This is a genomic window from Bradyrhizobium sp. 45 (genome assembly GCF_023073155.1).
GTDB lineage: Bacteria > Pseudomonadota > Alphaproteobacteria > Rhizobiales > Xanthobacteraceae > Bradyrhizobium > Bradyrhizobium canariense_D.
Window position 1 is genome coordinate 11,486 of sequence record NZ_JADPIX010000156.1, and the last position, 26,753, is coordinate 38,238.

31 protein-coding genes are annotated in these 26,753 nt (G+C 63.7%); 19 read left to right on the forward strand and 12 right to left on the reverse strand.

What is annotated here, in order from left to right:
* The first annotated feature begins 208 nt into the window (after nucleotides 1–208).
* From ffh to IVB42_RS41545, 7 genes are all read left to right on the forward strand, one after another.
* On the forward strand, nucleotides 209–1,756 hold the full coding sequence (gene ffh / locus IVB42_RS41515) for a signal recognition particle protein (RefSeq protein WP_018459806.1): 1,548 nt from the start codon (nucleotides 209–211) through the stop codon (nucleotides 1,754–1,756).
* 86 nt (nucleotides 1,757–1,842) lie between these two features.
* Nucleotides 1,843–2,175, forward strand: a complete 333-nt coding sequence (rpsP, locus tag IVB42_RS41520) for a 30S ribosomal protein S16 (RefSeq protein ID WP_007598827.1) — start codon at nucleotides 1,843–1,845, stop codon at nucleotides 2,173–2,175.
* Between the two features lie 9 nt (nucleotides 2,176–2,184).
* On the forward strand, nucleotides 2,185–2,730 hold the full coding sequence (gene rimM / locus IVB42_RS41525) for a ribosome maturation factor RimM (RefSeq protein WP_018459805.1): 546 nt from the start codon (nucleotides 2,185–2,187) through the stop codon (nucleotides 2,728–2,730).
* 118 nt (nucleotides 2,731–2,848) lie between these two features.
* Nucleotides 2,849–3,604 carry a tRNA (guanosine(37)-N1)-methyltransferase TrmD gene (gene trmD, locus IVB42_RS41530; protein WP_247397655.1) on the forward strand — a complete coding sequence of 252 codons (756 nt, stop codon included), beginning with the start codon at nucleotides 2,849–2,851 and terminating at the stop codon, nucleotides 3,602–3,604.
* Between the two features lie 110 nt (nucleotides 3,605–3,714).
* The gene (rplS, locus tag IVB42_RS41535) at nucleotides 3,715–4,098 is read left to right on the forward strand and encodes a 50S ribosomal protein L19 (RefSeq protein WP_018459803.1); all 384 of its coding nucleotides are present in this window, start codon (nucleotides 3,715–3,717) and stop codon (nucleotides 4,096–4,098) included.
* A gap of 323 nt (nucleotides 4,099–4,421) precedes the next feature.
* Entirely contained in the window at nucleotides 4,422–5,828 is a 1,407-nt protein-coding gene (gene leuC / locus IVB42_RS41540; protein WP_026233880.1) for a 3-isopropylmalate dehydratase large subunit, read from the forward strand.
* Between the two features lie 95 nt (nucleotides 5,829–5,923).
* The gene (locus IVB42_RS41545) at nucleotides 5,924–6,133 is read left to right on the forward strand and encodes a hypothetical protein (RefSeq protein WP_018459800.1); all 210 of its coding nucleotides are present in this window, start codon (nucleotides 5,924–5,926) and stop codon (nucleotides 6,131–6,133) included.
* Between the two features lie 53 nt (nucleotides 6,134–6,186).
* Here the strand turns inward: IVB42_RS41545 and IVB42_RS41550 are convergent, their stop codons facing one another.
* The 3 genes from IVB42_RS41550 to IVB42_RS41560 form a co-directional block, all read right to left on the reverse strand.
* Nucleotides 6,187–6,747: a hypothetical protein gene (locus IVB42_RS41550; RefSeq protein ID WP_026233879.1), complete on the reverse strand. Its 561-nt coding sequence runs from the start codon at nucleotides 6,745–6,747 to the stop codon at nucleotides 6,187–6,189.
* A 159-nt stretch (nucleotides 6,748–6,906) separates the two neighbouring features.
* The gene (locus IVB42_RS41555; protein WP_026233878.1) at nucleotides 6,907–7,167 is read right to left on the reverse strand and encodes a hypothetical protein; all 261 of its coding nucleotides are present in this window, start codon (nucleotides 7,165–7,167) and stop codon (nucleotides 6,907–6,909) included.
* A gap of 57 nt (nucleotides 7,168–7,224) precedes the next feature.
* Nucleotides 7,225–7,506, reverse strand: a complete 282-nt coding sequence (locus IVB42_RS41560; RefSeq protein ID WP_018459797.1) for a hypothetical protein — start codon at nucleotides 7,504–7,506, stop codon at nucleotides 7,225–7,227.
* A 154-nt stretch (nucleotides 7,507–7,660) separates the two neighbouring features.
* On the opposite strand from IVB42_RS41560, the gene IVB42_RS41565 reads away from it, so the two are divergent.
* From IVB42_RS41565 to IVB42_RS41580, 4 genes are all read left to right on the forward strand, one after another.
* On the forward strand, nucleotides 7,661–8,062 hold the full coding sequence (locus tag IVB42_RS41565) for a metallopeptidase family protein (protein WP_026233877.1): 402 nt from the start codon (nucleotides 7,661–7,663) through the stop codon (nucleotides 8,060–8,062).
* Between the two features lie 106 nt (nucleotides 8,063–8,168).
* Nucleotides 8,169–8,774 (forward strand): 3-isopropylmalate dehydratase small subunit, encoded by a 606-nt coding sequence (gene leuD, locus IVB42_RS41570; RefSeq protein WP_018459795.1) that lies wholly within the window; start codon nucleotides 8,169–8,171, stop codon nucleotides 8,772–8,774.
* A gap of 136 nt (nucleotides 8,775–8,910) precedes the next feature.
* On the forward strand, nucleotides 8,911–9,696 hold the full coding sequence (locus tag IVB42_RS41575; protein ID WP_018459794.1) for a hypothetical protein: 786 nt from the start codon (nucleotides 8,911–8,913) through the stop codon (nucleotides 9,694–9,696).
* A gap of 225 nt (nucleotides 9,697–9,921) precedes the next feature.
* Nucleotides 9,922–10,341, forward strand: coding sequence for a hypothetical protein (locus IVB42_RS41580; RefSeq protein WP_026233876.1), 420 nt, complete (start codon nucleotides 9,922–9,924; stop codon nucleotides 10,339–10,341).
* A 51-nt stretch (nucleotides 10,342–10,392) separates the two neighbouring features.
* Here the strand turns inward: IVB42_RS41580 and IVB42_RS41585 are convergent, their stop codons facing one another.
* Together IVB42_RS41585 and IVB42_RS41590 are read right to left on the reverse strand one after the other, a co-directional pair.
* Nucleotides 10,393–12,087 carry a caspase family protein gene (locus IVB42_RS41585; protein ID WP_247295776.1) on the reverse strand — a complete coding sequence of 565 codons (1,695 nt, stop codon included), beginning with the start codon at nucleotides 12,085–12,087 and terminating at the stop codon, nucleotides 10,393–10,395.
* Nucleotides 12,088–12,195: 108 nt separating this feature from the next.
* A complete protein-coding gene (locus IVB42_RS41590; RefSeq protein ID WP_018459792.1) occupies nucleotides 12,196–13,077 on the reverse strand; it encodes a CoA ester lyase in 882 nt (293 codons plus the stop codon).
* Between the two features lie 110 nt (nucleotides 13,078–13,187).
* Between IVB42_RS41590 and IVB42_RS41595 the strand changes: the two genes are divergently transcribed.
* Entirely contained in the window at nucleotides 13,188–13,832 is a 645-nt protein-coding gene (locus tag IVB42_RS41595; protein ID WP_018459791.1) for a carbonic anhydrase, read from the forward strand.
* Nucleotides 13,833–13,947: 115 nt separating this feature from the next.
* Here IVB42_RS41595 and IVB42_RS41600 read toward each other — a convergent pair whose 3' ends face one another.
* Nucleotides 13,948–14,982, reverse strand: coding sequence for an aspartate-semialdehyde dehydrogenase (locus tag IVB42_RS41600; protein ID WP_018459790.1), 1,035 nt, complete (start codon nucleotides 14,980–14,982; stop codon nucleotides 13,948–13,950).
* Nucleotides 14,983–15,098: 116 nt separating this feature from the next.
* On the opposite strand from IVB42_RS41600, the gene IVB42_RS41605 reads away from it, so the two are divergent.
* Together IVB42_RS41605 and IVB42_RS41610 are read left to right on the forward strand one after the other, a co-directional pair.
* A complete protein-coding gene (locus IVB42_RS41605) occupies nucleotides 15,099–15,887 on the forward strand; it encodes a hypothetical protein (RefSeq protein WP_018459789.1) in 789 nt (262 codons plus the stop codon).
* Between the two features lie 156 nt (nucleotides 15,888–16,043).
* Nucleotides 16,044–16,430 carry a hypothetical protein gene (locus tag IVB42_RS41610; RefSeq protein ID WP_018459788.1) on the forward strand — a complete coding sequence of 129 codons (387 nt, stop codon included), beginning with the start codon at nucleotides 16,044–16,046 and terminating at the stop codon, nucleotides 16,428–16,430.
* Between the two features lie 148 nt (nucleotides 16,431–16,578).
* Here IVB42_RS41610 and leuB read toward each other — a convergent pair whose 3' ends face one another.
* Nucleotides 16,579–17,691: a 3-isopropylmalate dehydrogenase gene (gene leuB / locus IVB42_RS41615; protein WP_018459787.1), complete on the reverse strand. Its 1,113-nt coding sequence runs from the start codon at nucleotides 17,689–17,691 to the stop codon at nucleotides 16,579–16,581.
* Between the two features lie 132 nt (nucleotides 17,692–17,823).
* Between leuB and IVB42_RS41620 the strand changes: the two genes are divergently transcribed.
* On the forward strand, nucleotides 17,824–19,014 hold the full coding sequence (locus IVB42_RS41620; RefSeq protein WP_018459786.1) for a YbfB/YjiJ family MFS transporter: 1,191 nt from the start codon (nucleotides 17,824–17,826) through the stop codon (nucleotides 19,012–19,014).
* Between the two features lie 138 nt (nucleotides 19,015–19,152).
* Here the strand turns inward: IVB42_RS41620 and IVB42_RS41625 are convergent, their stop codons facing one another.
* The 4 genes from IVB42_RS41625 to IVB42_RS41640 all read right to left on the reverse strand — a co-directional run bounded on the left by IVB42_RS41625 (nucleotide 19,153) and on the right by IVB42_RS41640 (nucleotide 22,379).
* The gene (locus IVB42_RS41625; protein WP_204512876.1) at nucleotides 19,153–19,935 is read right to left on the reverse strand and encodes a molybdopterin-dependent oxidoreductase; all 783 of its coding nucleotides are present in this window, start codon (nucleotides 19,933–19,935) and stop codon (nucleotides 19,153–19,155) included.
* Between the two features lie 14 nt (nucleotides 19,936–19,949).
* The gene (locus tag IVB42_RS41630) at nucleotides 19,950–20,579 is read right to left on the reverse strand and encodes a cytochrome b/b6 domain-containing protein (protein ID WP_018459784.1); all 630 of its coding nucleotides are present in this window, start codon (nucleotides 20,577–20,579) and stop codon (nucleotides 19,950–19,952) included.
* A 183-nt stretch (nucleotides 20,580–20,762) separates the two neighbouring features.
* Complete coding sequence (locus tag IVB42_RS41635; RefSeq protein WP_018459783.1) at nucleotides 20,763–21,317, reverse strand: fasciclin domain-containing protein; 555 nt, start codon at nucleotides 21,315–21,317, stop codon at nucleotides 20,763–20,765.
* Nucleotides 21,318–21,617: 300 nt separating this feature from the next.
* Nucleotides 21,618–22,379 (reverse strand): SDR family NAD(P)-dependent oxidoreductase, encoded by a 762-nt coding sequence (locus IVB42_RS41640; RefSeq protein WP_018459782.1) that lies wholly within the window; start codon nucleotides 22,377–22,379, stop codon nucleotides 21,618–21,620.
* A 110-nt stretch (nucleotides 22,380–22,489) separates the two neighbouring features.
* Here IVB42_RS41640 and IVB42_RS41645 point away from each other — a divergent pair, with 110 nt between their 5' ends.
* Together IVB42_RS41645 and IVB42_RS41650 are read left to right on the forward strand one after the other, a co-directional pair.
* Nucleotides 22,490–24,019 (forward strand): malonyl-CoA synthase, encoded by a 1,530-nt coding sequence (locus IVB42_RS41645; RefSeq protein ID WP_018459781.1) that lies wholly within the window; start codon nucleotides 22,490–22,492, stop codon nucleotides 24,017–24,019.
* 28 nt (nucleotides 24,020–24,047) lie between these two features.
* Nucleotides 24,048–24,557, forward strand: a complete 510-nt coding sequence (locus IVB42_RS41650) for a hypothetical protein (RefSeq protein ID WP_247393737.1) — start codon at nucleotides 24,048–24,050, stop codon at nucleotides 24,555–24,557.
* Here IVB42_RS41650 and IVB42_RS41655 read toward each other — a convergent pair.
* Complete coding sequence (locus IVB42_RS41655; RefSeq protein ID WP_018459779.1) at nucleotides 24,554–25,414, reverse strand: sulfite exporter TauE/SafE family protein; 861 nt, start codon at nucleotides 25,412–25,414, stop codon at nucleotides 24,554–24,556. The genes IVB42_RS41650 and IVB42_RS41655 overlap by 4 nt on opposite strands.
* A 523-nt stretch (nucleotides 25,415–25,937) precedes the next feature.
* Between IVB42_RS41655 and sdhC the strand changes: the two genes are divergently transcribed.
* Both sdhC and sdhD read left to right on the forward strand, forming a co-directional pair.
* On the forward strand, nucleotides 25,938–26,336 hold the full coding sequence (sdhC, locus tag IVB42_RS41660) for a succinate dehydrogenase, cytochrome b556 subunit (protein WP_018459778.1): 399 nt from the start codon (nucleotides 25,938–25,940) through the stop codon (nucleotides 26,334–26,336).
* Entirely contained in the window at nucleotides 26,333–26,749 is a 417-nt protein-coding gene (sdhD, locus tag IVB42_RS41665; protein ID WP_247472218.1) for a succinate dehydrogenase, hydrophobic membrane anchor protein, read from the forward strand. The genes sdhC and sdhD overlap by 4 nt, the downstream gene beginning before the upstream one ends.
* The last annotated feature ends 4 nt before the right edge of the window (nucleotides 26,750–26,753 follow it).

Consider the following 26,753-nt stretch of genomic DNA (forward strand, 5'->3'; position numbering starts at 1 on the left):
CGGCCACCCTAACTTTCCTTGACTTTCGGGCGTCAGCGGCGTTTAACCCCGGCACTTCTCGGAAAGGCTTTCTTTTCGACCCGCCGACTGGTCCCAGAGGCCAGAGGCCAACGCCCGACAGCGCGATGCGCCCTCGGGCGTGAAGGTGTTTGGATTTCTGCTCCCTCGCCCCGCGCTTGCGGGGAGAGGTGAAAAAAGGACAACGGCATTGTTCGACAATCTGTCGGAACGGCTTGGCGGCATTCTCGATCGTCTGACGGGGCGCGGTGCGCTGACCGAAAAGGACGTCGACGCCGCGATGCGCGAAGTGCGCCGCGCACTGCTGGAAGCCGACGTCGCGTTAGAGGTGGTGCGCAGCTTCACCGAGCGGGTCCGCGAGCAGGCGATCGGCGCCACCGTCGTCAAGTCGGTGACGCCAGGCCAGATGGTGGTCAAGATCGTCCATGACGAGCTGATCAACACGCTCGGCGCCGAAAGCCAGACCATCGACATCAATTCCGTGCCGCCGGTGCCGATCATGATGGTCGGTCTGCAAGGCTCCGGCAAGACCACCACCACCGCAAAGCTCGCCCGTCGCATGGTCCAGCGCGACAAGCGCAAGGTGCTGATGGCGTCGCTCGACATCTACCGTCCCGCGGCGATGGAGCAGCTGGCCGTCCTGGGCCGCGATCTCGACATTCCGACGCTGCCGATCGTCGCCGGCCAGCAGCCGGCGCAGATCGCGAAGCGCGCGCTCGAGGCCGGCAAGCTCGGCGGCTACGACGTCGTGCTGCTCGACACTGCCGGCCGTACCACGCTCGACGAAGAGATGATGGCGGAAGCGGCAGCGATCAAAGCCGCCGCCAATCCGCATGAAGTGCTGCTGGTGGCGGACAGCCTCACCGGCCAGGACGCCGTCAATCTCGCTCGCGCCTTCGACGAGCGCGTCGGCCTCACCGGTATCGTGCTGACGCGCGTGGACGGCGACGGCCGCGGCGGCGCCGCGCTGTCGATGCGCGCGGTCACCGGCAAGCCGATCAAGCTGCTCGGCACCGGCGAAAAGACCGATGCGCTGGAGGATTTCCATCCTGATCGTATCGCCGGCCGCATCCTCGGCATGGGCGACGTGGTCTCGCTGGTCGAACGCGCTGCCGCCAACATCGATGCCGAAAAGGCCGCGCGCACCGCCGAGCGCATGCGCAAGGGTCAGTTCGACCTCAACGACATGCGCGAGCAGCTGTTGCAGATGGCCAATATGGGCGGCATCAGCGGCCTGATGGGCATGATGCCCGGCATCGCCAAGATGAAGAACCAGATCGCGGCCGCCGGCATCGACGACAAGATTTTGAAGCGCCAGGTCGCGGTGATTGATTCGATGACGCGCGACGAGCGCCGTCATCCCGATTTGCTCAAGGCCAGCCGCAAGAAGCGCATCGCCGCAGGTTCCGGCCAGAGCGTCGAGCAGGTCAACAAGCTGCTCAAGATGCACCGGAACATGGCCGATATGATGAAGGCCATGGGCTCCGGCAAGCGCGGTCCGCTCGCGGGCATAGCGCAGGCGATGGGCTTTGGCGGCGGCATGAAGCCGCCTTCGCCGGAAGAGATGAAGGCGCTGCAGGAGAAGATGCAGGGTGGCGGCGGACAGGGTCTGCCCAGCCTGCCGAAGGATCTACCTGCCGGGCTGCGCCAGGGTCTGCCGAACGTTCCGGGCCTGACCGGGCTGAGCGGCAAGCCGATGCTGCCGGGTCTCGGCGGTTTCCCTGGCAAGAAGAAATGAGGAATTCGTCGCGGGAGATCGCAGCGGTCTCGCGCAACGCGGAATACCAATCAACCGAACAAAACGTACTTTGAAGGAGAACTTAGATGTCCGTCGTTATCCGTCTCGCCCGCGCTGGCACCAAGAAGCGTCCCGTCTATCACGTCGTCGTCGCCGATTCGCGCTTTCCGCGCGATGGCCGCTTCATCGAACGTCTCGGCTATTTCAACCCGCTGCTGCCGAAGGACAACGAGACCCGGCTGAAGCTCGACATGGACAAGGTGAAGGCCTGGCTCGCCAAGGGCGCGCAGCCGTCGGACCGTGTATCGCGCTTCCTCGACGCCGCCGGCGTCAAGAAGCGCGAAGTGCGCAACAACCCCGAGAAGGCCGTGCCGCGCAAGGAGCGCAAGGCGCAGGCCGAAGCCGCCGCGAAGGGTTAAGGCCAGATCATGCCGGCGCTGGTCTGCGTCGCGCGGATCGGCGCCGCGCATGGTGTGCGCGGCGCGGTCAAACTGTGGACCTTCACGGAAGATCCGTTTGCCGTGCGGAGCTACGGTCTGCTTTCGTCCAAGGACGGCAAGCGCCAGTTCGAGGTCGCAACGGCGCGCGCGGCCAAGGATCATCTGGTTGCAACGTTCAAGGGCGTCACGACTCGCGATGAGGCCGAGCGCCTCAACGGCATCGAGCTCTACGTCGCGCGCGAAAAGCTGCCCGCGACGGACGAGGGCGAATATTACCACACCGATCTGATCGGGCTCGCCGCCGTCACCATGGCCGGCGATGCGCTCGGCCGCGTGCTCGCGATCCACAATTTCGGCGCCGGTGACATCATCGAGATTGCGCCGCCCACAGGCACCACGATGCTGCTGCCGTTCACCGATGCGGTGGTGCCGGAGGTCGACATCGCCGGCGGCCGCGTCGTGATCGCGCTGCCGCAGGAGATCGCGGGCGAGGATCCCTCCCCGGGTCGTCCCGGCGAAGGCCGAGACCCATAACCACAGTGCCAGAATTTTTAGCTAAGCTGATCGCGCCAGCCGTCGCCAAACGAAGTGCGGTGGTTCTGGGTCCCGGATCTGCGCTCCGCTTGTCCGGGACGACAATAACTGAGATCCGATGACCAACCCCTCACCCTGGCGCGCGACGGTGCTGACGCTGTTTCCGGAGATGTTTCCGGGGCCGCTGGGCGTGAGCCTGGCCGGCCGGGCGCTGGCTGGCGGGCTCTGGGAGCTGGAGGCGCGGGACATCCGGGCCTCGGCCACCGACCGCCACCGCAGTGTCGATGACACCCCGGCCGGCGGCGGACCGGGCATGGTGCTTCGGGCCGATGTTCTGGCGGCCGCGATCGATGCCGCCGGGATCGGGCCGGACCGGCCGAAACTGCTGATGAGCCCGAGGGGTCGGCCATTGACCCAGGCCCGGGTTCTCGAACTCGCCAAGGGCCCGGGTCCTCTGATCGTCTGCGGGCGGTTCGAGGGGGTGGACCAGCGCGTGATCGACGGGCGGGGCCTGGAGGAGGTCTCGATTGGGGATTACGTCCTCTCCGGCGGCGAAATCGCGGCCTTGGCCCTGATCGACGCCTGTGTTCGGCTGCTTCCGGGCGTGATGGGCAAGGAGGCCTCGGGAACCGAGGAAAGCTTCTCGGACGGCCTGCTCGAATACCCCCAATACACCCGGCCGCAGCGGTTCGAGGGAACCCCGATTCCGGAGATCCTGACCTCCGGTGACCATGCCAAGGTCGCCAGCTGGCGGCGGGAGGAATCCGAGGCCCTGACCGCGGCCCGGCGACCGGATTTGTGGGCCCGGATCCCGCGCAAAGTCCCGAATCGGGGCGGACGCCAAAAAACGCCAAAAAACAAGACAGACGGGTGACAAACGCTCCGGCTTGCCTTATAGCAGCGGCCACATCCGCAATGGCTGGATAAACGAATTTCGCGCAGCCCCCGTTTTCCAAGGCTGGGCGCGCCGATGGAGATTTACCCATGAACCTGATCCAACAGCTCGAAAAAGAGCAATTCGACAAGCTCTCCGCCAACAAGGAGATTCCGGAATTCGGCCCCGGCGATACCGTGATCGTCAACGTGAAGGTCGTCGAAGGCGACCGCACCCGCGTGCAGGCCTATGAAGGCGTTTGCATCGGCCGTTCCGGCGGCGGTCTCAACGAGAGCTTCACGGTGCGCAAGATTTCGTACGGCGAAGGCGTGGAGCGCGTGTTCCCGGTGATGTCGCCGATGATCGACTCGATCAAGGTGGTGCGCCGCGGCAAGGTGCGTCGCGCCAAGCTCTATTATCTCCGCAACCTTCGCGGCAAGTCGGCCCGCATCGTCGAGAAGAAGCAGGACCGTCCGGCTGCCGTCAACGAGTAAGCTCCGCTTACAGGCGAGTTTCCAAAAGCGCGGGGCCAACCCCGCGCTTTTTTGTTGCGTCAGCCGTGCGCGTCAAAGCCCTCGCGATTCCGGTTCGGCCTGCTATATATTCTTGGAATGTTTCCAGATTTGACCAGCCTCTCGCCCGTCAAGCGCGTCGTCATCGACGATCGCTCGCGGCTGCCTGGCCGGTTCTTCGGACGCTTCGCGACCTCGGCAACGTCAGAGCTTACGCGCGCAGCCTAAAAGCTGCGCTGACGATTTTGTTGCCCGCGCGCTATCCGCGCAACCCGCTCTACACAACATTCCTGGAGCTGACGCTCATGTCCAAGCCGACCACATTGTACGACAAGATCTGGAACGACCATCTGGTGCACGAAGCCGAGGACGGCACCTGCCTGCTCTATATCGATCGCCATCTGGTGCACGAGGTCACTTCACCGCAGGCGTTCGAAGGCTTGCGCGCCACCGGACGCAAGGTGCGCGCGCCGGAGAAGACGCTGGCCGTCGTCGACCACAACGTGCCGACCACCGACCGCACCAAGCCGAACCCCGACCCTGAAAGCATCGAGCAGATCAAGGCACTGGCCGACAACGCCCGGGAATTCGGCATCGAATATTACGACGAGTTCGACAAGCGTCAGGGCGTCGTCCATGTCATCGGCCCCGAGCAGGGCTTTACGCTGCCCGGCACCACCATCGTCTGCGGTGACAGCCACACCTCGACGCATGGTGCGTTCGGCGCGCTCGCGCACGGCATCGGCACGTCGGAAGTCGAACATGTGCTGGCGACGCAGACGCTGATCCAGAAGAAGGCGAAGAACATGCGCGTCACTGTCGACGGCAAATTGCCGGATGGCGTGACGGGCAAGGACATCATCCTCGCCATCATCGGCGAGATCGGCACCGCGGGCGGTACCGGCTACGTGCTCGAATACGCCGGCGACGCGATCCGTGCGCTCAGCATGGAAGGCCGCATGACGGTCTGCAACATGTCGATCGAAGGCGGTGCACGCGCCGGACTGGTCGCGCCGGACCAGAAGGCGTTCGACTTCCTGCGCGGCCGCCCGAAGGCACCGAAGGGCGCCGACTGGGACGCGGCGATGCGTTACTGGGAGAAGCTGCGCTCGGACGAGGGCGCGCATTTCGACCACGAGCTGCGGCTCGATGCCGCGAAGCTGCCGCCGATCGTGACCTGGGGCACGAGCCCTGAAGACGTGATCTCGGTCACCGGCAGCGTGCCCGATCCCGACAAGATCGCGGACGAGGCCAAGCGCCTGTCGAAGCACCGCGCGCTGAAATACATGGGCCTGACCGCGGGGACGAAGATCACCGACATCAAGCTCGACCGCATCTTCATCGGCTCCTGCACCAACGGCCGGATCGAGGATCTGCGCGCCGCCGCCAAGATCGCGGAAGGCAAGCAGGTCGCAGGCGGCGTCAACGCCATGGTCGTGCCGGGCTCCGGCCTCGTGAAGGAGCAGGCCGAGGCTGAAGGTCTGGACAAGATCTTCATCAAGGCCGGCTTCGAATGGCGCGAGCCCGGTTGCTCGATGTGCCTCGCGATGAACCCCGACAAGCTGGCTCCGGAAGAGCGCTGCGCCTCGACCTCGAACCGCAACTTCGAGGGCCGCCAGGGCTTCAAGGGCCGCACCCATCTGGTGTCGCCGGCGATGGCCGCAGCCGCTGCGATCGCGGGTCACTTCGTCGACATCAGGGAGTGGCGGTAAGCTGCTCCCTGCAATTTGAGTGATTGCGGCAAACCGCCGTTAATCGGCAGCGCCGACACTGTGTCCTCGCGAGCGTTTCGCGAGGACACCAGCTCATGGCCAGCAAGCCTGAATATGTCGATCTGATCAGCGCGGCGACGCCCCAGCACCGGCGGCGCGCGGCACCGCTGCGCATGGTCGCCAAGCCCGAGGTCGAGGAGGCCTCGAAGCTCAGCCGCTGGCCGCCGGCGATGTTCAAGCAATGGAAGCTGGAGAACCTCACGCGCTGGACGTCGGCGACGTGGAAACTGAAGGATTGGCTTTAGGCCACCGGATGAACAAGGGCGCCGTCGAGGCGCCCTTTTCATTTCGGTCGTGCTTACCAATAGCGATACGGATGGTGCCAGCGATGCCAGCGGCAGACGCGGCGCGGGCCGTAATAGGTCCAGATGACCCGGCAGCGGCGCGGATGGCTGTAATAGGGATAGTAGCCGCCATAGTAGCGCCGGTGGAAATGGCGATGGCCGTAATAGGCGGGACGATAGATGCCGTAGCGATGGAATCCGCCTCCGCCATAGTGGCGAACTCCGCCGTAACGATAGCCGCCGCCATGAAAGGCGGGTGCGGCCCGGAAGCCACCAGCGTGGAAACCACCGCCGCGGAAGCCACCGATATGTCCTCCGCCACCGTGGAAGCCGCCTCCACCGTGGAAACCGCCGCCGCCATGAAAGCCGCCGCCATGTCCACCACCACCGCCGCCGCCGTGGCGAACCTGGATCATGTCGTCACTTGCGGCCTTCGCCGCAGGCAACGCGGTCGGATTGACTGGTGTCATCGCTTCAGCGCGGCGCGTCGTGCCGGCCGACAACATCAGCGTCGCGGCGGCCGCAATTCCGAGCAAGCGCATCCGGCTTGCCTTGAGACCCAATATCCTCAGCATCGACTTCTCCCTGAATCTGGACAGCGGAGTTGCGACGCTCGCTCCCGGCTCGCGTCATCCGTGTTCATTGGCGGTCGCTCCCGAGATTAAATTACGGACAGCGACGTGAACCCATCATGAATGAACGGCATTCCGCGGAAGCGCCTGCAGGCTAGTGCATCACCGCCACGGTCCATAGCCGAACACGAATGGCGCCGGCACGGCATAGGGATAGGGGCGGTAGAAGACCGGCCGCGCGTAATAATGCGGATCAGGACGCGGAGCGTAATGCATGATGTCGGGCCGCACATGTCGCCCTCCGTCGAACGCCGCGCGCCCTGCCGAGGCATCCGGCAGCTTCGTCACCCTATGCGCTGCAAAAGCGTGAGGCAGGCCTGCGGCAAGTCCGGCAGCGACGGCCAACGCGATCCATCTCATCATGACGGCCTCTGCCTGCAACATGGCGCTTCATCGGCGCGCGACGGCATCGCGCTCGTATCAGCCCCGGCGCCAGTAGCAGCTCATATGCGGCACGATCACCGTGCCGCTCGGGCGATATTCCTGCACATAGGTGGCGTTGCACTCGCGGACCGCATCGGGACCGGGATTGTAGCGGGGATAGACGCCATCCGGACTGTAATAGGGCGTGACGCGCAGGCGCGCCGGGGTCCGCTTGCGCGGCGGCGGCAGATCGTCTCGCGAGGCCGCTTGGGCCAGCCTGATCCCGGGAGCCGCGGTCTGGGCCTCCGCGCCAACGCAAAACTGCGAAAACAACCCCATGCACAGTAGCGTCAGCGCTGTTTTCGCTCGCATTTTTCTGCCCACCTGAACGTCCACTTCGAGGCCTACGCTCCCCGTTTTGACGGCGCTCGTCAACCTCGCCGCGCTTATAAAGCCGGATGCATCGCCGCGAAACCCACGCTATGAGAAGCCCATGTGGACGGAATTGAAAGCGCCCTCGCTGGCCGAGATGGAAGCGATGGCGCATGAAGTGTTCGAACGCCTGCCGGCGGAGTTTCGTAGGCTGTGCGAGGGCGTGATCATCCGCGTCGACGACTTCCCCACCGAGGAAGTCCTGGACGAGATGGCATGCGAGAGCGAGTTCGACCTGCTCGGCCTGTTCCAGGGCGTCGGCCTGCCGCAGCAGAGTTTTGCCGACGTGGCGCGGCTGCCCAACATGGTCTGGCTCTACCGCCGGCCGATCCTGGATTACTGGGCCGAGCACGACGAAAGCCTCGGCCATATCGTTCGCCACGTCCTGATCCACGAGATTGGCCATCATTTCGGCCTGTCGGACGACGATATGTCCGCGATCGAGGCTCAAGAGCCGGGTTGAGCAGAGAGCCCGGTTAGGCAGACGAGATCTGCCGAATTCGGCCTAGGATTTCCGCCCCGATCGCGATAAATACCGGTTCCCTAGACCATCCCGGGAAAGCGCAACCATGGACAAGTTCACCACGCTGGAAGGCGTCGCGGCGCCGCTGAAGATCATCAATGTCGACACCGACATGATCATTCCGAAGCAGTACCTCAAGACCATCAAGCGCACCGGCCTTGGCAAGGGGCTCTTCTCCGAGCAGCGCTACAAGGACGACGGCAGCGAGAACCCCGATTTCGTCCTCAACCAGCCCGCCTATCGCAACGCGAAGGTGCTGGTCGCCGGCGACAATTTCGGCTGCGGCTCGAGCCGCGAGCACGCGCCCTGGGCGCTGCTCGACTTCGGCATCCGCTGCGTGATCTCGACCTCGTTCGGCGACATCTTCTACAACAACTGCTTCAAGAACGGCATTCTGCCGATCCGCGTGGCCCAGGAAGACCTCGACAAGCTGTTCGACGACGCCGAGCGCGGCGCCAACGCGACGCTGACGATCGACCTGCCGAACCAGGAGATCCGCGGTCCCGACGGCGGCAAGGTCAAGTTCGAGATCGACCCGTTCCGCAAGCACTGCCTGATCAACGGCCTCGACGACATCGGCCTGACGATGGAGAAGAAGGCCTCGATCGACACCTATGAGGACAAGCTAAAGCGCGAACGCGCCTGGGCCTGATCTCAAGTTTTTGTTCAAGCCCCGGTGCTACAAGCGCCGGGGCTTTTTCTTTGTTCTGATTATCCCGTATCTTTCGAGCATGATCTTGTCGGAAAACCGCTGCACACTTTTCCGGATCATGCTCTAAGCTCCGCGCATGCTGCCCGACATCGTCACCTTCTGGCACGGCCCGATGGACGCCTTGCGCCAGACCTGTCTGCGCTCGCAGCTGGCTGCCGGCCACAAGGTCACGGTCTACAGTTTTGACACCATTCCCGGCCTGCCCGCAGGCGTCGAGAATGCCGATGCCGAAGCTATCCTGCCACATGCGTTCTCCGAACGATTGCGACCGCCGCAGCCGGACGGCAGCTGGCGCGACTGGACCACGCTTCAGTTCAGCGACTTCTTCCGCATGAAGCTGATGGCGAAGGACCTCGGCCTCTGGCTCGACGCCGACGTGCTGCTGCTCAGGCCCGTCGAGATCGATCCGGCAAAGCCCTATTTCGCGTGGGAGCGGCCGCGCCAGCTCGGCAACTCCGTGATTTACCTTCCACCTGAACACGGCATCGTTGCCGCTTTCGAAGAGCTGATGGAGCAGGAGGAGCTGACGCCGAACTGGCTGTCGCTGCGCCATCGCGTCACGTTTGCGATGCGCCGCCTGCGCGGCGGCTCGAACCGCCTCTCCGACATCCGCGTCGCGATCTTCGGGCCGGCGGCACTCACCGCGCTCGCGCGCCGCACCGGCGAGCTGCACTGCGCCTTGCCGAAGCAATCGTTCTACGCCGTGCATGCCGAGCCAAAACTGTTCTTCGATCCCTCGAGCTATCTCGGCCTCGTCACCGACCGCGACATCATCGGCCTGCATATCTCGCCCAAGGGCCGCGGCGGTGAGAAGCCGATCCCGGGCAGCCTGTATGCGTGGGCGGCGGAGCGGTTCGCATAATTTTCTCCGCTGTGCGGCGCTCTCGCGCCCGGACGCAGCGCAGCGCGAAGCGGTGCGTTGCTGAGCCGGGGCCCAGCGATGCGGCGAGATGGCTCCGGCTCTGCGAGCAGCGCTTCACGCTGCAGCGCGTCCGGGACACGAGAGCTGTATTTGATTCAGCGCAACGCGCACCTGCACCATTGTGCCTAATCTCGCTCCAATTCCGTCGTTCGAATGGAGCTTCGCATGAGCACCGCAACCAGGCCTTATCCCATTGTCCAGGACCTCATCGAGTCCTTTGCAAGCTGGCTGAAGCATCGCCGCGAGCTGAACGAGATCCGGCAGCTCGACCGCGCCGATTTCGACCGGATCGCGCAAGACCTGCGGATCGCGCCTGACGATCTGGAAGATCTGGTCCGTCACGGCAAGCACGCCGCCGACGAGCTGCCGAAGATGCTGGAGCAGCTCGGCATCAGTGCCGAAGGGCTCGGCCGCGCGCATCCGCTGCTGCTGCGCGACATGGAGCGGGTGTGCGCGCTTTGCAGCCACAAGGGCCAGTGCGATCGCGAGCTGGCCGACGGCACCGCCGCGGAGAACTATCACGGCTTCTGCGCCAATGCCTCGACACTGGAGTCGCTCGACCGTGCGGATCACGCGCATCGCTAAGGCGTTGCCCTTATCAAAGGATTAGTTTAGCGGCAGGATGTCCCGCCGGTGCTAGATCACGCCCGTACGGGCACAAGCCTCGCGCCGGGCAAATCCTTTGACGAGTTTTCTGCAAGCACGATAGCGCTCTTCCATGCTCGTCCCACTGACATTGCCTGACGGGCTCGGTTCGGCCGCGCTTTCCTTTTTGGCGGCACGAGGCTGCGAGGTTTTCTCGCGCTTGCTTGAAGCATCCTCCGGCGCTGGCACGAGCTTCCAGACAGGGCGGAGCTCTATGTTCGCCTTCTCAGTTGGATTTTCCTTGTTGACGGACGACAGCGTAAGGACGTTCTTGTCCATCCTGACGGTGACGGGTGTTCCGCTGATGGAAAATTTGTCGTTCACAATGTATTCGGCAAACGACCGGTACCCCGCCTCATCCTTCACCCACGATGCCTTTGTCGGCGGTCCCCAGAGGTAGTGTCCCTTGGCTAACCCGGTGGCAGAGACTTCCGTAACGATCAGCATGGCATACCGTCCTTTGCCATTCGTCCATCCACGTTTGTTGGACCACACGCCGACAAATCTGGAGTTAGCATTGAGCGGATCATTCTGATCAGGCGATATAGCGTAGCTTGGCAGTTTGAGTTGCTGAGCTGCCGCGATGGCTGCAACTTTCTGGTTATCTTCGGGCGCAAATAGATTTCGGACGACGGTTTTTGCGTCCGGTTTCGGAGGGGCAGCTGGGGATGAGAGCACCGCAACTTCGTTGGCCTTGAAATTCTTCACCCGCTGGCGCGCTTCTGCGGCGTGGCTGCTGCGGGGGTACCTGGTCAGAAACTCCTCGTAGAGGCCTGCCACCGTGGACGTCTGGATAGCCAGCCAAAACTTCTCGTCCTCCGCGGCATCTGCAGGCGCGGGAGCCGACGCGACTGGCGCTTGAGCGCTCGCCACCGGAGCTCTCAGGTAAATCTCTTCCTTCGACAAAGAGCCGTATACGAAAGGCTGCTGCTCGCGTCTGGTGGCCGCCATCACGTCGTCACGAACACGACGAAACAGAAACGATATCTCCAGCCCCGGCGTTTCAATGTGGCGAAGGAGCGATGCCGTGAATGGGCTGTTCCGGCCATCCCCGTCGCTTGCCGTAGTACCGTCCCGGGCGGCGTACGCAATCAGAACGTTATCGGATGGCTCCGTCGGAGCGAGTCCGCGAGCCACGGCCCGGGTGCTCAGCGAGCGTCTCATCTTTGCGGCAAAAGGATTGTTGCGGCATGCGTCCAGTATCACAAGGCCCAACTTTCGTGCCTTCGAAACCTGAAGGCTCACCGAGCGCAGGCTGATGGCCTCGCTTTCGATGTCGGTATCGCTGCGCAGCTCTGCGCCGACCGGAATCAGCCAGTTCTCGCCGCTGACCTCCATGCCGTGTCCGGCATAGAAAACGACCGCAAGGTCTGCTCCCTCCGCAGAGCGGCCGAACTCGACGACAGACTTCCTCATCTCTTGCGCAGTCGCGTTCTTGACCTGGGTGACTTTGAAGTCGAGCCGCTCCAGCGCGCGGCCGATGTCGGCCGCATCGCGCGTCGGGTTCGGCAACTCGGCTACCTTCTCATAGGCGCCGTTACCGATGACGAGCGCAACCCGAACCTGCTGCGCAAGCGCCGGCGTGGCGAATGGAAATGACGTAACGAGAAGGACTGCTAGGAAAAAAATGCGCATCAAATGCTTGCCCGGATCAATATCGAGCGTGAGGGTAGCATTGTCTTTCACCACCGCAACGGGAAAAGCCGGGATCGTGGTCGTTCAGAGAACCGCGGCTCCCCGAGCATACCGGTAACCGCGTCAATGTTCGTTCGGCTTGAGCGCAACCGCCTGCCCTCAGCCCTTCCCCATCGCCGCAATCGCGTCCGCGATCTCGATCGTGCGCCGCGCCATGTCGGCGTGCAGCCGCTCCACCATGGCGCCGTCGAGACGGATCGCGCCGCGCGAGACGTTCTCCGGCAGCTCGAACGCGGCGATGATCTTTCGCGCGCGCGCGACTTCCTCCTCCGGCGGGGTGAAGATCGCGTTGCAGGCTTCGATCTGCGAGGGGTGAATCAGCGTCTTGCCGTCGAAACCGAGATCGCGGCCTTGCGCGCATTCGGTGGCGAAACCATCGGAGTTGGCGATGTCGCTATAGGGGCCGTCGAGGATTTCGAGGCCATGGGCGCGCGTCGCCAGGATGCAATGGGAGATCATCGGGATCATCGCCGCGCGGCCCGGCAGCATCTTGATGCGCGTCTCGCGCGAGATGTCGTTGGGCCCGAACACGAAGCCTGACAGGCGCCGCGCTGGATCGCGCCCGGCGGCAGCGAGTTCTTCGGCATGCAGTACCGCGCGCGCGGTCTCGATCATGGCCCAGACCTTTACGGTCGGCGCCGCGCCGAGTTCGGCGAGACGGCGGCCGATCGTGTCGAGCTCCTCCACGCGTGAAACCTTTGGAACCAGGATGCCGTCGGGCGAGGCATTCGCCGCCATCGCGACATCGTCGGCCCACCAGGGCGTGTCGAGGCCGTTGGTCCGGATCAGGATCTCGCGCTTGCCGAACCCTTTGGCCGCGATCGCGGCCGCGATGCCATCGCGTGCCACTGCCTTGGCATCGGGCGCGACGGAGTCTTCCAGGTCGAGGATCAGGCCGTCGGCGGCGAGATTGCGCGCCTTTTCCAGCGCGCGGGGGTTGGAGCCGGGCATGAACAGATGGCTGCGGCGCGGGCGGGTCATGCAAGCGTTCCTTCCGGTTTCCTCATCTCATTCCGACCGAAGCCGATAGCATCTGGCCTGCCTATTCGAAAGGCTTGTTCGTCCCAGCGGTATATGATTAGGCATAGGCCATGACCACATTCCCAGAGCATTTGCTGGAAGGCTACAAGGCCTTCGCCACCCAGCGGCTGCCGACCGAGCAGACCCGCTACCGCGAGCTGTCGGTGAAGGGGCAGTTCCCTGAAGTGATGGTGATCGGCTGCTGCGACAGCCGCGTCTCGCCCGAAGTGATCTTCGACGTCGGGCCGGGCGAACTCTTCGTCGTCCGCAACATCGCCAATCTGGTGCCGGTGTATCAGCCCGACGGCAACGCGCATGGCGTCTCGGCGGCGCTGGAATATGCCGTGACGGTGCTGAAGGTGAAGCACATCGTGGTGCTCGGGCACGCCCAGTGCGGCGGCATCCGCGCCTTCGTCGACAAGATCGAGCCGCTCACGCCGGGCGACTTCATCGGCAAATGGATGCAGATGTTCATCAAGCCGGGCGAAGTGGTGGAGCAGCGCGACCACGAGACCATGGCGCAATTCGTCGAGCGCATCGAGAAGGCCGCGGTGTTCCGCAGCCTGGAAAACCTGATGACCTTCCCGTTCGTGCAGAAGGCGGTCGAGAGCGGCCAGATGCAGACCCACGGCGCCTATTTCGGCGTCGCGGAGGGATCACTGTTCGTGCTGGACAAGGCGGCGAAGGAATTCAGGAACGCGCGCGAGATGGCGTAGGTCCGCAGCTCTTGTGGGGTGGGCAAAGCGAAGCGTGCTCACCACTTTTCTAGCAATTGTGGAAAGATGGTGGGCACGGCGCTTCGCGCCTTTGCCCACCCTACGGCAGCACGGCTTACGCCGCCTTCTTCTTCGCGCTGATCAGCTTGCGGTTGATCAGGACTTCCGCGATCTGGATCGCGTTGAGCGCGGCGCCCTTGCGTAGATTATCCGAGACGCACCACAGCACGAGACCGTTCTCCACCGTCGCGTCCTCGCGGATACGGCTGATATAGGTGGCGTCCTCGCCGGCGGCTTCATACGGCGTGGCGTAGCCGCCGGGCTCATGCTTGTCGATGACGAGACAACCCGGCGCCTTGCGCAGGATGTCGCGTGCTTCGTCCGCGCTGATCGGGTTCTCGAACTCGATGTTGACGGCCTCGGAATGGCCGACGAAAACTGGCACGCGCACGCAGGTCGCGGAGAGCTTGATCTTGGGATCAAGAATCTTCTTGGTCTCCGCCATCATCTTCCACTCTTCCTTGGTGTAGCCGTCCTCCATGAAGACGTCGATCTGGGGGATGACGTTGAAGGCGATGCGCGCCGGAAACTTGTTATTGATCAGCTCCTGGTTGGTGTAGACGGCCTTGGTCTGCGAGAACAGTTCGTCCATCGCGTCCTTGCCGGCGCCCGACACCGATTGATAGGTCGAGACCACGACGCGCTTGATCGTCGCCTTGTCGTGCAGGGGCTTGAGCGCGACCACGAGCTGCGCGGTCGAGCAGTTCGGGTTGGCGATGATGTTCTTCTTCTTGAAGCCCGCAGTCGCGTCCGCATTCACTTCCGGCACGATCAACGGCACGTCCGGGTCCATGCGCCAGGCCGAGGAATTGTCGATCACGACCGTGCCGGCGGCGCCGATCTTCGGCGACCATTCCTTCGACACCTCTCCGCCGGCCGACATCAGGCAGATGTCGACGTCGGAGAAGTCGTAATGCTCCAGCGCTTTGACCTTCAGCGTGCGGTCGCCGTAGGAGACCTCGACGCCCATGCTGCGGCGTGACGCCAGGGCCACCACCTCGTCCGCAGGGAATTTGCGCTCGTCGAGGATGTTGAGCATTTCCCGTCCGACATTGCCGGTCGCGCCGACGACTGCGACTTTGTAACCCATCGTTCACTCTCCGACGAAAAAGCTCTTTCCTGAAGCTGAGGCTTAAACAGGAAGAGCAGCGCTTCTATGCGAGAACCGGCCTCAAGACAACGTTGGACCATGCCTTAGGGACGTGGATGCACTCGCCCGAGGCCAGCACGGCCGCAAACCCCACCCAGATCCATCTGGCGCTTGCAGCCTTCGCCGACGAGGTCGTCGGCACGCTGGCGCGCCTGTTCGCCTATGTGGGGATTTTGGTACTGTTTGCCATCCTCGGCCTTGCCGCACTCGGCCAGCTGCCCAACTTGCGCGACGATGATCCGGCGCTGAAGCCCGATTGGAGCGTGGCCGACCGGTCGCCTCCGGCCTTCGCCCTTAGCCGGCTCGATTCGTCAGAAAAAACAGCTTCTTACGCGATCTTCAGGCATCCCGAAGGCGGCCGCAGGGACGTGATGCGCTGGGCCAGCGAGGCAGACAGGACCGTGGCCGAGCTCGAGATTTACCGGGAAGGCGGCGAATTCGACGTGACGCGTCCAGCAACAATGGATCTGGCCGTCCGGATGGGACTGGGCACCGCGACCCCGCTGGAGCAAGCCGGCCTGATCGACACGAAATTCGGCCCCGTCGCCCTATTCCAGCCGACCGGTCCGGCGGAGGGCGCGCGGGCCTGCCTCGGCTACCTCAAGCGCAGCGAGGAGCCGGCGCTCCAGATCTCCGGATTCTCCTGCCAGGGCGACAGCCTGCCTGCGCGGCGCGCCGCGATCGCCTGCACGCTGAACCGGCTAACGCTGCTGACCTCGGGCAACGAGCCGAAGCTGGCCGAATTGTTCGCCCATGCGGAGCTGAAGCGCCGCCCCTGCGCGCCCCCGGGCGCGTCGGACTGGCTGCTCGGCGCCGCCAATGCGCAGTTGCGCGGCGCGCTCTGATCGGCATCAAGCTCAAGTGGCTGTATCCATGCAACTTTTGCCGGCGCGCACGATTATTCAGCGCTGGTGTGACCCAATAGACCTAGTTGCAGCCGCCCCGGCCGGGTTAGTATGAGCGTGAAATTGATTGGCGGCTTGCCGCCTGAAGGGGACGTGATGAGCTCGAATTTCTCTGCCGCGAACAAACTGGCGATGTGGCTTACGGCCGGCGCCGTGATTGCCATGTCCTCAGCCTTCGCGACACCCGCCTCGGCCGACACCAAGAAGCAGCGCTATGACAGCGGCCGTCACTATTACGGCCCGAGCGGCCCCAATTCGAGCTATCAGCAGGGCCGCACCCGCATCTATGTGAGCAAGCGCTCCTGGCTCGACGGCGGCACCGAGGTCAATCCGGGCGACCGCAAGTTCTCCGACTACGCCTTCCCGCCGGCGGTAGGCTATCCGACCTTCGCGCGCGAAAATCTCAACCGCCCGATCGATCGCCAGCCGCTGAGCACGCCGCAGGATGTTGGCGGCTATCCGCAGAATTTCCCGCTGTACTGAGGCGGACATATCGACCGAATCAAATGGCCGGGCTCGCGCCCGGCCATTTTTGTTTGTCGTGTAGCCCGGATGGAGCGAAGCGCAATCCGGGATTTTCGACACGCGGGAAGAACGCCGGATTTCGCTTCGCTCCATCCGGGCTACGGCTCTAAGCGTGCAGCTTCTGCAATTCCTTCAAGATCGCTTCGCCCATCTGCGTGGTCGAGGCGGCAGTGGTGCCTTCCGACTTGATGTCGGCGGTGCGCAGGCCGCTGGCCAGCACCGCGGCGATCGCGGCGTCGACCTTGTCGGCGAGCGCGCCCATGTCGAAGGAGTAGCGCAGCGCCATGCCGAAGGACGAGATCATCGCGATCGGATTGGCGAGGCCCTGGCCTGCGATATCAGGCGCCGAGCCGTGCACGGGCTCGTACAGCGCCTTGCGCTTCTTGCTCTTGACGTCGACCTCGCCGAGCGAGGCCGAGGGCAGCATGCCGAGCGATCCCGTCAACATCGCAGCAATGTCGGACAGCATGTCGCCGAACAGATTGTCGGTGACGATGACGTCGAACTGCTTCGGCCATTTCACCAGCATCATGCCGCCGGAATCGGCGAGCTGATGCTCGAGCGTGACGTCGGGATATTCGCGCTTGTGGACCTGGGTCATGACCTCATTCCAGAGCACGCCCGACTTCATGACGTTGCGCTTCTCCATCGACGTCACCTTGTTCTTGCGCTTCTTCGCAAGCTCGAAGGCGACGCGGCCGATGCGCTCGATCTCATAGGTGTCGTAGACCTGGGTATCGATGGCGCGCTTCTGGCCGTTGCCGAGATCGGTGATGGTCTTGGGCTCGCCGAAATAGACGCCGCCGGTGAGTTCGCGCACGATCATGATGTCGAGGCCCTCGACCGCCTCGCGCTTCAGGCTGGAGGCCTCCGCCAGCGCCGGGTAGCAGACCGCGGGACGGAGGTTGGCGAACAGACCGAGATCCTTGCGCAGGCGCAGTAGGCCGGCTTCGGGGCGCACCTCGTAGGGCACCGCGTCCCATTTGGGACCGCCGACCGCACCGAAGATGATGGCGTCGGCCTCCTTGGCCTTGGCCATGTCGCCTTCCGAGATCGACACCTTGTGTGCGTCATAGGCCGAACCGCCAACGAGGCCGGTGTCGGTCTCGAACTTGGCGATCCCCGCCGAACTGAGCCAGTCGATCAGCCGCTTCACCTCGCCCATCACCTCGGGGCCGATACCGTCGCCGGGAAGCAGCAGCAGTTTGTGGGTCGCCATGGTCGTTTCCTCTGAGGTCGATTTCGGCCGGAGTGCTAGAGCGGCGTTGCGTGCTTGGCAAGACACCATTGCCGCTTCGGTTCTGTGCAACGCGGGCAGGGCCTGCCACACTGCGCATGCCGGAGTACCCATTTGCACGCCCCTGAACGTCCCCCGCCCGACGCCCATCCCGCGCGGCTGATCCTGACCCTGTCGCTGGCTGCGACGGTTGGGCTGGGTATCGGCCGCTTCGCCTATTCGCTGGTGCTGCCCGACATGCGGGAGGACCTCGGCTGGTCCTACTCGGCGGCCGGTTTCATGAACACCATCAACGCCGTCGGCTACCTCGCGGGCGCGCTTGTGGCATCCCGGTTGATCGAACGGGTCGGCTGGTCGGCCGCGATCCGTGGCGGAACCCTGGCCTGCGTCGCCGCGCTTGCGACTTGCGCGCTGACCGGGAACTTCGTTGCGCTGAGCCTGGCCCGTCTCGTGCTGGGCGTTGGCGCCGCGGCCGGTTTCGTCGCCGGCGGCGCGCTGGCCGCTTCCATTGCGCAGTCGCGCCCGGAGCGGGCCAATTTCCTGCTGAGCCTGTTCTATGCCGGACCCGGCATCGGCATTCTCGCCTCGGGCCTGATCGCCCCGTTCACGCTGCAATATTTCGGGCCGGGCTCGTGGTGGATCGTGTGGTGGGCGATGACGCTGCTGTCTGTCGTCATGACCGTGCCGCTGTTCCTGGTCCGCATCGAGAGCGGCGTGCGTTTCTCGCAAGGCGGCCACGGCGCCTTCGCCATTTTTCCGGTGCTGATCTACCTCGCCGGCTACTTCCTGTTTGGCGCGGGTTACATCGCCTACATGACCTTCATGATCGCCTATGTGCGCGACGGCGGCGGCGGGGCCGCAGCGCAGGCCGCGTTCTGGAGCCTGATTGGCTTGAGCGCCTTCGTCACGCCGTGGGCCTGGCGCCGCGTGCTCGCGCTCGATCGCGGTGGTCTTGCCACCGCCATCATCCTCGGCACCAACGCGCTCGGCGCCGCCCTGCCGATGCTCGGGCATTCGCCGGCATGGCTCGCGGTCTCGGCGATCGTGTTCGGCGTCGCCTTCTTCGCCGTAGTCGGCTCGACCACCGCCTTCGTGCGCTTCAACTATCCGCCCGAGGTGTGGCCGACCGCGATCGCGGCGATGACGATCTCGTTCGGCGTCGGCCAGACGCTGGGCCCGATCGTGGTCGGCGCGATCACGGACGCGCTGGGGAGCTTGAGTTACGCGCTGAATGTGTCGGCGGCGCTGCTGGCGCTGGGCGCGGTTGCCGCGCTGTGCCAGCGGAAAGTGGAGCCGGCCTCATAACAAGTGTCGTCCCGGCGAAGGCCGGGACCCATAACCACAGGGAGCATTTTGGGGAAGACTGGTCGTTCGGGATTGGCATCTAGCGAAAATCGATAGACCTCGCGGTATGGGCCCCGGCCTTCGCCGGGACGACAACAGCTAGCTTCCGCTGAACGAATTGTACCCCTGGTCTTCCCAATAGCCGCCCTTGTAGTCGTTGGTGACTTCCATCGACACCACGTATTTCGGGTTCTTGAAGCCGAGCTTGGTCGGCACGCGGATCTTCATCGGGAAGCCGTAGGCGCGCGGCAGGATTTCGCCCGCATATTTGAACGTCATCTGGGTCTGCGGATGCAGCGCGGTGCGCATGTCGAGCGGAGAATTGTAGCCGTCCTTGTCGGCGCACTGGAACCAGACATACTTTGCGCGGGTGTCGGCGCCGATCAGCTTAAGGAAGTCGCGCATGGGTGTACCGGTCCAGCTGCCGATCGCGCTCCAGCCCTCGACGCAGATGTGACGGGTGATCTGCGTAGCCTGCGGCAGCTTGTACAGCTCGGGAAGCGTCCACGACTTCTTGTTCTCGACGAGACCGCGGACTTCGAGCTTCCAGTCGGCACCGTCGACATCGGGCGCGTCGTCGAGATCGTAATAGGCGTTGAACGGAAACGGTTTTGTGATCGCGCTCTCGGGAAACGTCGGCGCCAGCGCGTCGGGATTGAAGATGAAATCCTGCACGGCATCGTTGAATTTCGAAACCGACTTCAGCATCTCCTCCGCGGAGGACGAGTCGATCACGTCGCAGCCGGTGAGCAGCGTCAGCGCCCCGAGGCTTGCGCCGCCCGCGATGAAGCGGCGGCGGCTGACCTCTGGCATCGTCTTGATGGAATCCTTGATCAGCAGCCGCTTGTCGACGCCCGGGATCAGGAATGAGCGCTTCGCCATGACTCTCTCTCCACTCAACGGCCGATGATCATCGCGCGCAGGCTCTTCGGCACCAGCAGCGCGAGTAAAACATGAATGACCAGGAAGGCGCAGATCGCGGCCATGCAGAAGAAATGGATGTAGCGCGCGGTCGGATAGTCGCCGAACAGGGACACGAGCCAGTGCAGTTGCACCGGTTTCCACATTCCCAGCCCCGACAGCACGATGATCACGCCGATCAATATGATGCCGGCATAGAGCACGCGCTGGACGTAATTGTAGACGGAGAGATCGGCATGGCCGAGCTTGAAGGTCAGCGCAGCCCTGACGTCGTGGAGCACGCCGGATGGGGTGATCGGCAGCAGTTTTTTCCGGAAGCGGCCGGTGGCAAGGCCGGTGACGAGATAGGCAAGGCCGTTGATCATCAACAGCCACATCGCCGCAAAGTGCCAGAGCAGGCCGCCACCGAGCCAGCCGCCGAGCGTGTACTCGCGCGGAAAGCTGAAACCGAACAGCGGCGAGGCGTTGTAGATCTGCCAACCCGACAGGATCATCAGGATCATGGCGAAAGCGTTGATCCAGTGCATGACCCGGACCCAGGCCGGCTGGATCACTTTGGCCGGGGTGGCGCTGACCTGCTCGTCGGTGACTGTGAGGCTCGACATGGCGGTTCCGTCCTGAACATCGTCTGACAGCAATTATACGCCGATGCTTCCGCTTTCGTTACGCCCTGTTCGGCATCGAATCCATGTCGGCTGGCTATCGTGGTCACAATAAAGCGAGCCGGGTACCCCCGGCTCGCCATTTCGTCGCATCCGGTTCGGGGATGAAGCCGGACGGCGCGGTGTTTACGTCGCCGGCATCAGCACGGTGTCGACCACATGGATTACACCGTTCGACTGGTTGACATTGGAGATCGTCACCATCGAGGTACCGCCCTTGGCGTCGAGGATCCAGACCTTGCCGTCCTGCTTCTTCACCGTCAGCTCCTCGCCTTCGGCGGTCTTCATCTTCTTGCCGTCGGTGAGGTCGGACGCCTCGAGCTTGCCGGGCACGACATGGTAGGTGAGGATCTTGGTCAGCGTCGCCTTGTTCTCGGGCTTCACCAGAGTGTCGACGGTGCCGGCCGGCAGCTTGCCGAAGGCGGCGTTGGTCGGCGCGAACACCGTGAACGGACCCTTGCCTTCCAGCGTCGGCACCAGGCCGGCCGCCTTCACCGCCGCCACCAGCGTGGTGTGGTCCTTCGAGTTGACGGCGTTCTGGACGATGTTCTTGGACGGGAACATCGCGGCGCCGCCGACCATGACGGTCTTTTCCTCGGCGCGGGCGGGCGCGACGACGGTCGCGGTGATGGCCAGCGCGCTGAAGGCCGCAGCGGTGAGATAGGCAATACGCTTCGACATGGAGGGTCTCCCGATTGGATTGTGACCGGCGATTGCCGGCGTTCGAGTTGGGCAACAACAGTGGCTGCGACCTGCGAGTGTGAAGCAGCAGCGCCGTCGTTGGCTCGAACTACGGGAGCGTTTGCGAAGCGGTTTCGAACAAAACTTCTTTGTGATGGGTGAAACTAAGTGCGTGGTTCTCCGTGGGGGGCGTCATTGCGAGGAGCGAAGCGACGAAGCGATCCAGGCTGCCACCGCGGATGCACCGCTGGATTGCTTCGCTTCGCTCGCAATGACGCGCCTCGACGATCTACCTGCCGCTCAATCCCTGTTGTGCGGCGTCTGGATAAACCCGCGATTATGCGTCGGGCTGATCAGCAGTTCATTGATGCACACCCGCGCCGGCATGCTCGCGATGAACGCGATGGTGCGGCCGAGATCTTCGGATTGCAGCATCCTGGCCTGCTCCTCCTCGCTCGGTACCACCGGGCGCAGCTTCAGGATCGGGGTCGCCACCTCGCCCGGCATCAGGCAGCAGGCGCGCAAGCCGTTGACGCATTCGTCCATGTTGAAGGAATGCGTCAGCGCCAGCACCGCATGCTTGGTCGTGGTGTAGGCCGGGCCCGGCATTTTCGAGACGTGGCGGCCGGCCCAGGACGAGACGTTGATGATGGAGCCGTCCTGCTGCTTGCGCATCGTCGGCAGCACCGCGCGCATGCAATAGAGCACGCCGTTGAGATTGACCTGGACCAGCTGGTCCCAGCCCTCCAGTTCCATGTCCTTCCAGCTCCGCTTAGGGACATTGATGCCGGCATTGTTCACCAGCAGGTCGATCCGGCCGTGCTTCGCAACGATTTGATCAGCCGCCTTCTGGGCCGCGGCGGCGACCGACACGTCCAGCGCGATGGCCTCGGCGGCCCCGCCCGTCTGGGCGATCTTCGCGACCACGGTATCCAGGGCGTCCTTGCGCCGGCCCGAAACCACCACCGTCCAGCCGTCGGCCGCCAGCGCCTCGGCGCCGGCCTCCCCGATCCCGCTGCCCCCGCCTGTCACCCAGGCCACGCGTTTCCCGTTTTTGGTCATGCAAACTGTCTCCGTTGCTTCATCGGGGCGGTTTTTGCTAATCCAGCCCTCGGTTTTGACCGGCCTCTGACGATCGTTGCGGTCAAGCCTTGCGGTCGAGGAAATCTTGCATGAACCAAGCTGCCAACGCCAATCTGTTTTCCCGCCTGTTCGACGGCCTCGACGATCCGAAGCGCCTCGCGATCGAGACGCATGACGGGGTCCGCATCAGCTATGGTGATCTGATCGCCCGGGCCGGACAGATGGCCAATGTGCTGGTCGCGCGCGGCGTGAAGCCCGGCGACCGCGTTGCGGTGCAGGTCGAGAAGTCCGTGACCAACATCGTGCTGTATTTGGCCACGGTGCGGGCCGGCGCAGTCTATCTGCCGCTCAACACCGCCTATACGCTCAACGAGCTCGACTACTTCATCGGCGATGCCGAGCCCTCGCTGGTGGTCTGCGATCCCGCCAAGGCGGAGGGCCTCGCCCCCATCGCCGCCAAGGTGAAGGCCAAAGTCGAGACGCTCGGGCCTGACGGCAAGGGCTCGCTGACGGACGCCGCCGACAAGACGAGCAGCGAATTCACCACGGTGGCGCGCGCAAACGACGATCTCGCCGCGATCCTCTACACGTCCGGCACCACCGGCCGCTCCAAGGGCGCGATGTTGACCCACGACAATCTGGCGTCGAACTCGCTCTCGCTCGTCGGCTTCTGGCGCTTCACCGACAAGGACGTGCTGATCCACGCACTGCCGATCTACCACACCCACGGCCTGTTCGTGGCGACCAACGTGACGCTGTTTGCGCGGGCATCGATGATCTTCCTGCCGAAGCTCGACCCGGATCTGATCATCAAGCTGATGGCGCGTGCCACGGTGCTGATGGGCGTGCCGACGTTCTATACCCGTCTGCTCCAGAACGCTGCGCTGTCGCGCGAAACCACAAAGCACATGCGGCTGTTCGTCTCGGGCTCGGCGCCGCTGCTCGCCGAAACCCATCGCGAATGGTCGGCGCGCACGGGGCACGCGGTGCTCGAGCGCTACGGCATGACCGAGACCAACATGAACACGTCGAATCCCTATGACGGCGAGCGCGTGCCCGGCGCGGTCGGCTTTCCGCTCCCCGGCGTGTCCGTACGCGTCACCGATCCCGAGACCGGCAAGGAGCTGCCCCGTGACGAAATCGGCATGATCGAGGTCAAGGGCCCGAACGTGTTCAAGGGCTATTGGCGCATGCCGGAGAAGACCAAGGCGGAATTCCGCGACGACGGCTTCTTCATCACCGGCGACCTCGGCAAGATCGACGCCAAGGGTTACGTCCATATTCTCGGCCGCGGCAAGGATCTCGTGATCTCCGGCGGCTTCAATGTCTACCCGAAGGAAATCGAGAGCGAGATCGACGCCATGCCCGGCGTGATCGAATCCGCCGTGATCGGCGTGCCCCACGCTGATTTCGGCGAGGGCGTCACGGCGGTGCTGGTCTGCAACAAGGGCGCCGATGTGACCGAGGCCGCGGTGCTGAAGGCGCTCGACGGCCGGCTGGCCAAGTTCAAGATGCCCAAGCGGGTCTTCGTGGTCGACGAGCTGCCGCGCAACACCATGGGCAAGGTGCAGAAGAACGTGCTGCGGGATACGTACAAGGATCTTTACGCGAAGAAATAGGGGCGCAACTGCTCCGGGCTGGGGGGACATGAACCGAGAGCAAGCTAAGAAGATACACAAGCACCTGCTCGATGCCGCCGCAGCATTCCGGCGAGCGGAGGCCGCGATCGTCGATGTTGGCGATGACGGCCGAAAGCTGTTTGCAGATCCGCTCGTAACGGCGGTTTTCCATTTGCAATTCAAGCTTCTGCGATTGATCTACAAGCGATTTCCGGATCTTGAACCGCCGGGACGGCCTGCCACCATCGACAGCACACTCCGGTGGGAAGACGTTTCACTTCCGTCCTCTATGCTGGAGACCGATTTGGATCGCGTCATTTTCTCTGTCATGAAGTCGCGATGGCAGAAGTTCGCAATGGTCCTGTACTGCGCGGTTGAGAGGGTCGAAAAGGAAGAAGCGCTAGCGGCTCCCGTCGATTTTGAGGTCTTTGCGGCCCGCATTCAGGCGTTGGTTGAGGCCGACCTCCTGGAGGCGCAAGGCAATCTTCAAATGTGGGGCCACAGCGAAGTGAGATTGAAGGACCGGTCCGTCAATTAGTGCCCACCCACCAGGCTCATCACAAACCTGCTGCCGACGATGAACAGATAGCACCCGAACGCGACTTCCAGCGTCCGCTTCGACATTGCATGCGCAGCCTTCACACCGAGCGGTGCCGTCACAAGGCTCATTGGCATCACCAGGACCGCGCCGATCAGCGAGACGTAACCGAGCGCGAACGGGACCTGCAGGGCTGCAACGGCCGGGTAGCTCACCGCCGCAGGCCAACCGGCATAGATGTAGCCGAGCGCGCCGGGGATCGAGATCAAGACCGCGAGCGCCGACGATGTCGCCACTGCCTGGTGGATCGGGCGGCCGTAGAACGTCATCAGCAGGTTCGAGAACAGGCCACCGCCGATGCCCATCAACGTCGACAAAATGCCGACGCAGAAGCCGTAGATCCGCATCAAGGGGCCCTTCGGCAGATCATCGCCGAGCTTCCAGCTCTCGCGCGCGAAGATCAGCCGTACCGCGGCCGACCAAGCGACGGCGACGAACACGATCTTGAACAGTCGCTCCGGCGCGTAACGCGCGACCACGCTGCCGGCGACGACGCCGATCAGGATCGGCAGCCACCAGACCCGGAGGATCGCAAGATCGACGGCGCCGCGCCTGTAGTGCGCCTGGAACGAACGGATCGAGGTCGGAATGATGACAGCGAGCGAAGTGCCGATGCAGAGCGGCATGCGCACCTCGAGCGGCACACCGGCGATGCGGAAGCACTCGTAGAACACCGGCACCAGAATCGCGCCGCCGCCGATGCCGAACACGCCGGCCAAAAATCCGGAGAGCGCGCCGGTTGCGATCAGCAGCAGCGCGAGTTCGGCGATCTCCTTGATATCAAGTCCCGCAATCACCCCTGACCTGCCCCGGCGATGGGTCGCAACTTCTCCGATGCATCGCTCGGAAACGGCTGCCCGCAATGCTCTAGGCGATCTGATTTGTCGGGTCGACCGCCGCATCTCCGGTCCGGGGTGGGATGCGGACTGCGCATATCCGCCCGTCTCGCGAAAAATCGGCGCGCTTCGCGGAACTTGGAGATTGCTTGCCGACCATCCCTACCGGTTCGAACGTCATGAACTGACTGGCTCGAACCCTGGCCGGCCCGCAGCGGCTTGGAGCCGTTCCAATAGTAATTTCAATGCGTCTCGGGTTCTCATTACAAGAGGTGAATTTATATTCTATCTTTAGCCGGTGCGCCACCCCTCTGGTATACCAAGTCTCCGATTGGCCTTGTTACATCAAGGGCCTAGAGCTGAACTCAAGTTCGGTTTATGGCGATTTGGTGATTGCGCAGGTGAAATCGACTCCGTAAATAGAGCCGACCTTTCGCGATCCCCGCGCGCCCCATGCTGGGCCGCAATAAAGCAATTGAAGCCCATGACCGCACGGATCGAACGACCGCTTTCGCCGCACATTCAGACCTACCGCTGGACCCTGACGATGGCGCTTTCCATCGTCCATCGCGCCACCGGAATTGCCCTCTACGCCGGAACGCTGCTGCTGGCCTGGTGGCTGATTGCGGCGGCCTCCGGCCCCGCCGCCTATAGCCACGTCCAAGCCTTCACCGGCAGCATCATCGGCCGCCTGATCGTGTTCGGCTACACCTGGGCGCTGATGCACCACATGCTCAGCGGCATCCGGCATTTCGTCTGGGACCTCGGCTACGGCTTCAAGGCCAATGAGCGCGAAGCGTTGACCTGGGGCGCCCTGATCGGCGGCATCGTGCTCACGGTCCTCATTTGGATCATCGCCTACGCGATCGGAGGCGGACGATGAGTTTCGACGAATCCCACGGCGCCCCGCAGGGCTCCTCCATGCGCACCCCGCTCGGCCGCGTGCGCAATCTCGGCGCGGCGCATTCGGGCACCTCCGATTTCTGGCGCCAGCGCATCACCGGCGTCGCCATGACGCTGCTGATGATCCCCGTGATCGTGATCGTGATGATGCTGCTCGGCCGCAACCAGGCCGGCGCCGCACAGATTCTCGGCTCGCTGCCGATCGCGGTGATCCTGCTGCTCTTCATCTTCGCCAGCGCCTGGCACATGAAGATCGGCATGCAGGTCGTGATCGAGGACTACATCCATAACGAGAAGCTGAAGCTCATCTCGATCATGCTCAACAACTTCTTCTCGTTCGCCGTGGCGCTCGCCTCGACCTACGCGATCCTGAAACTTTCCTCCGGAGTCTAAACCC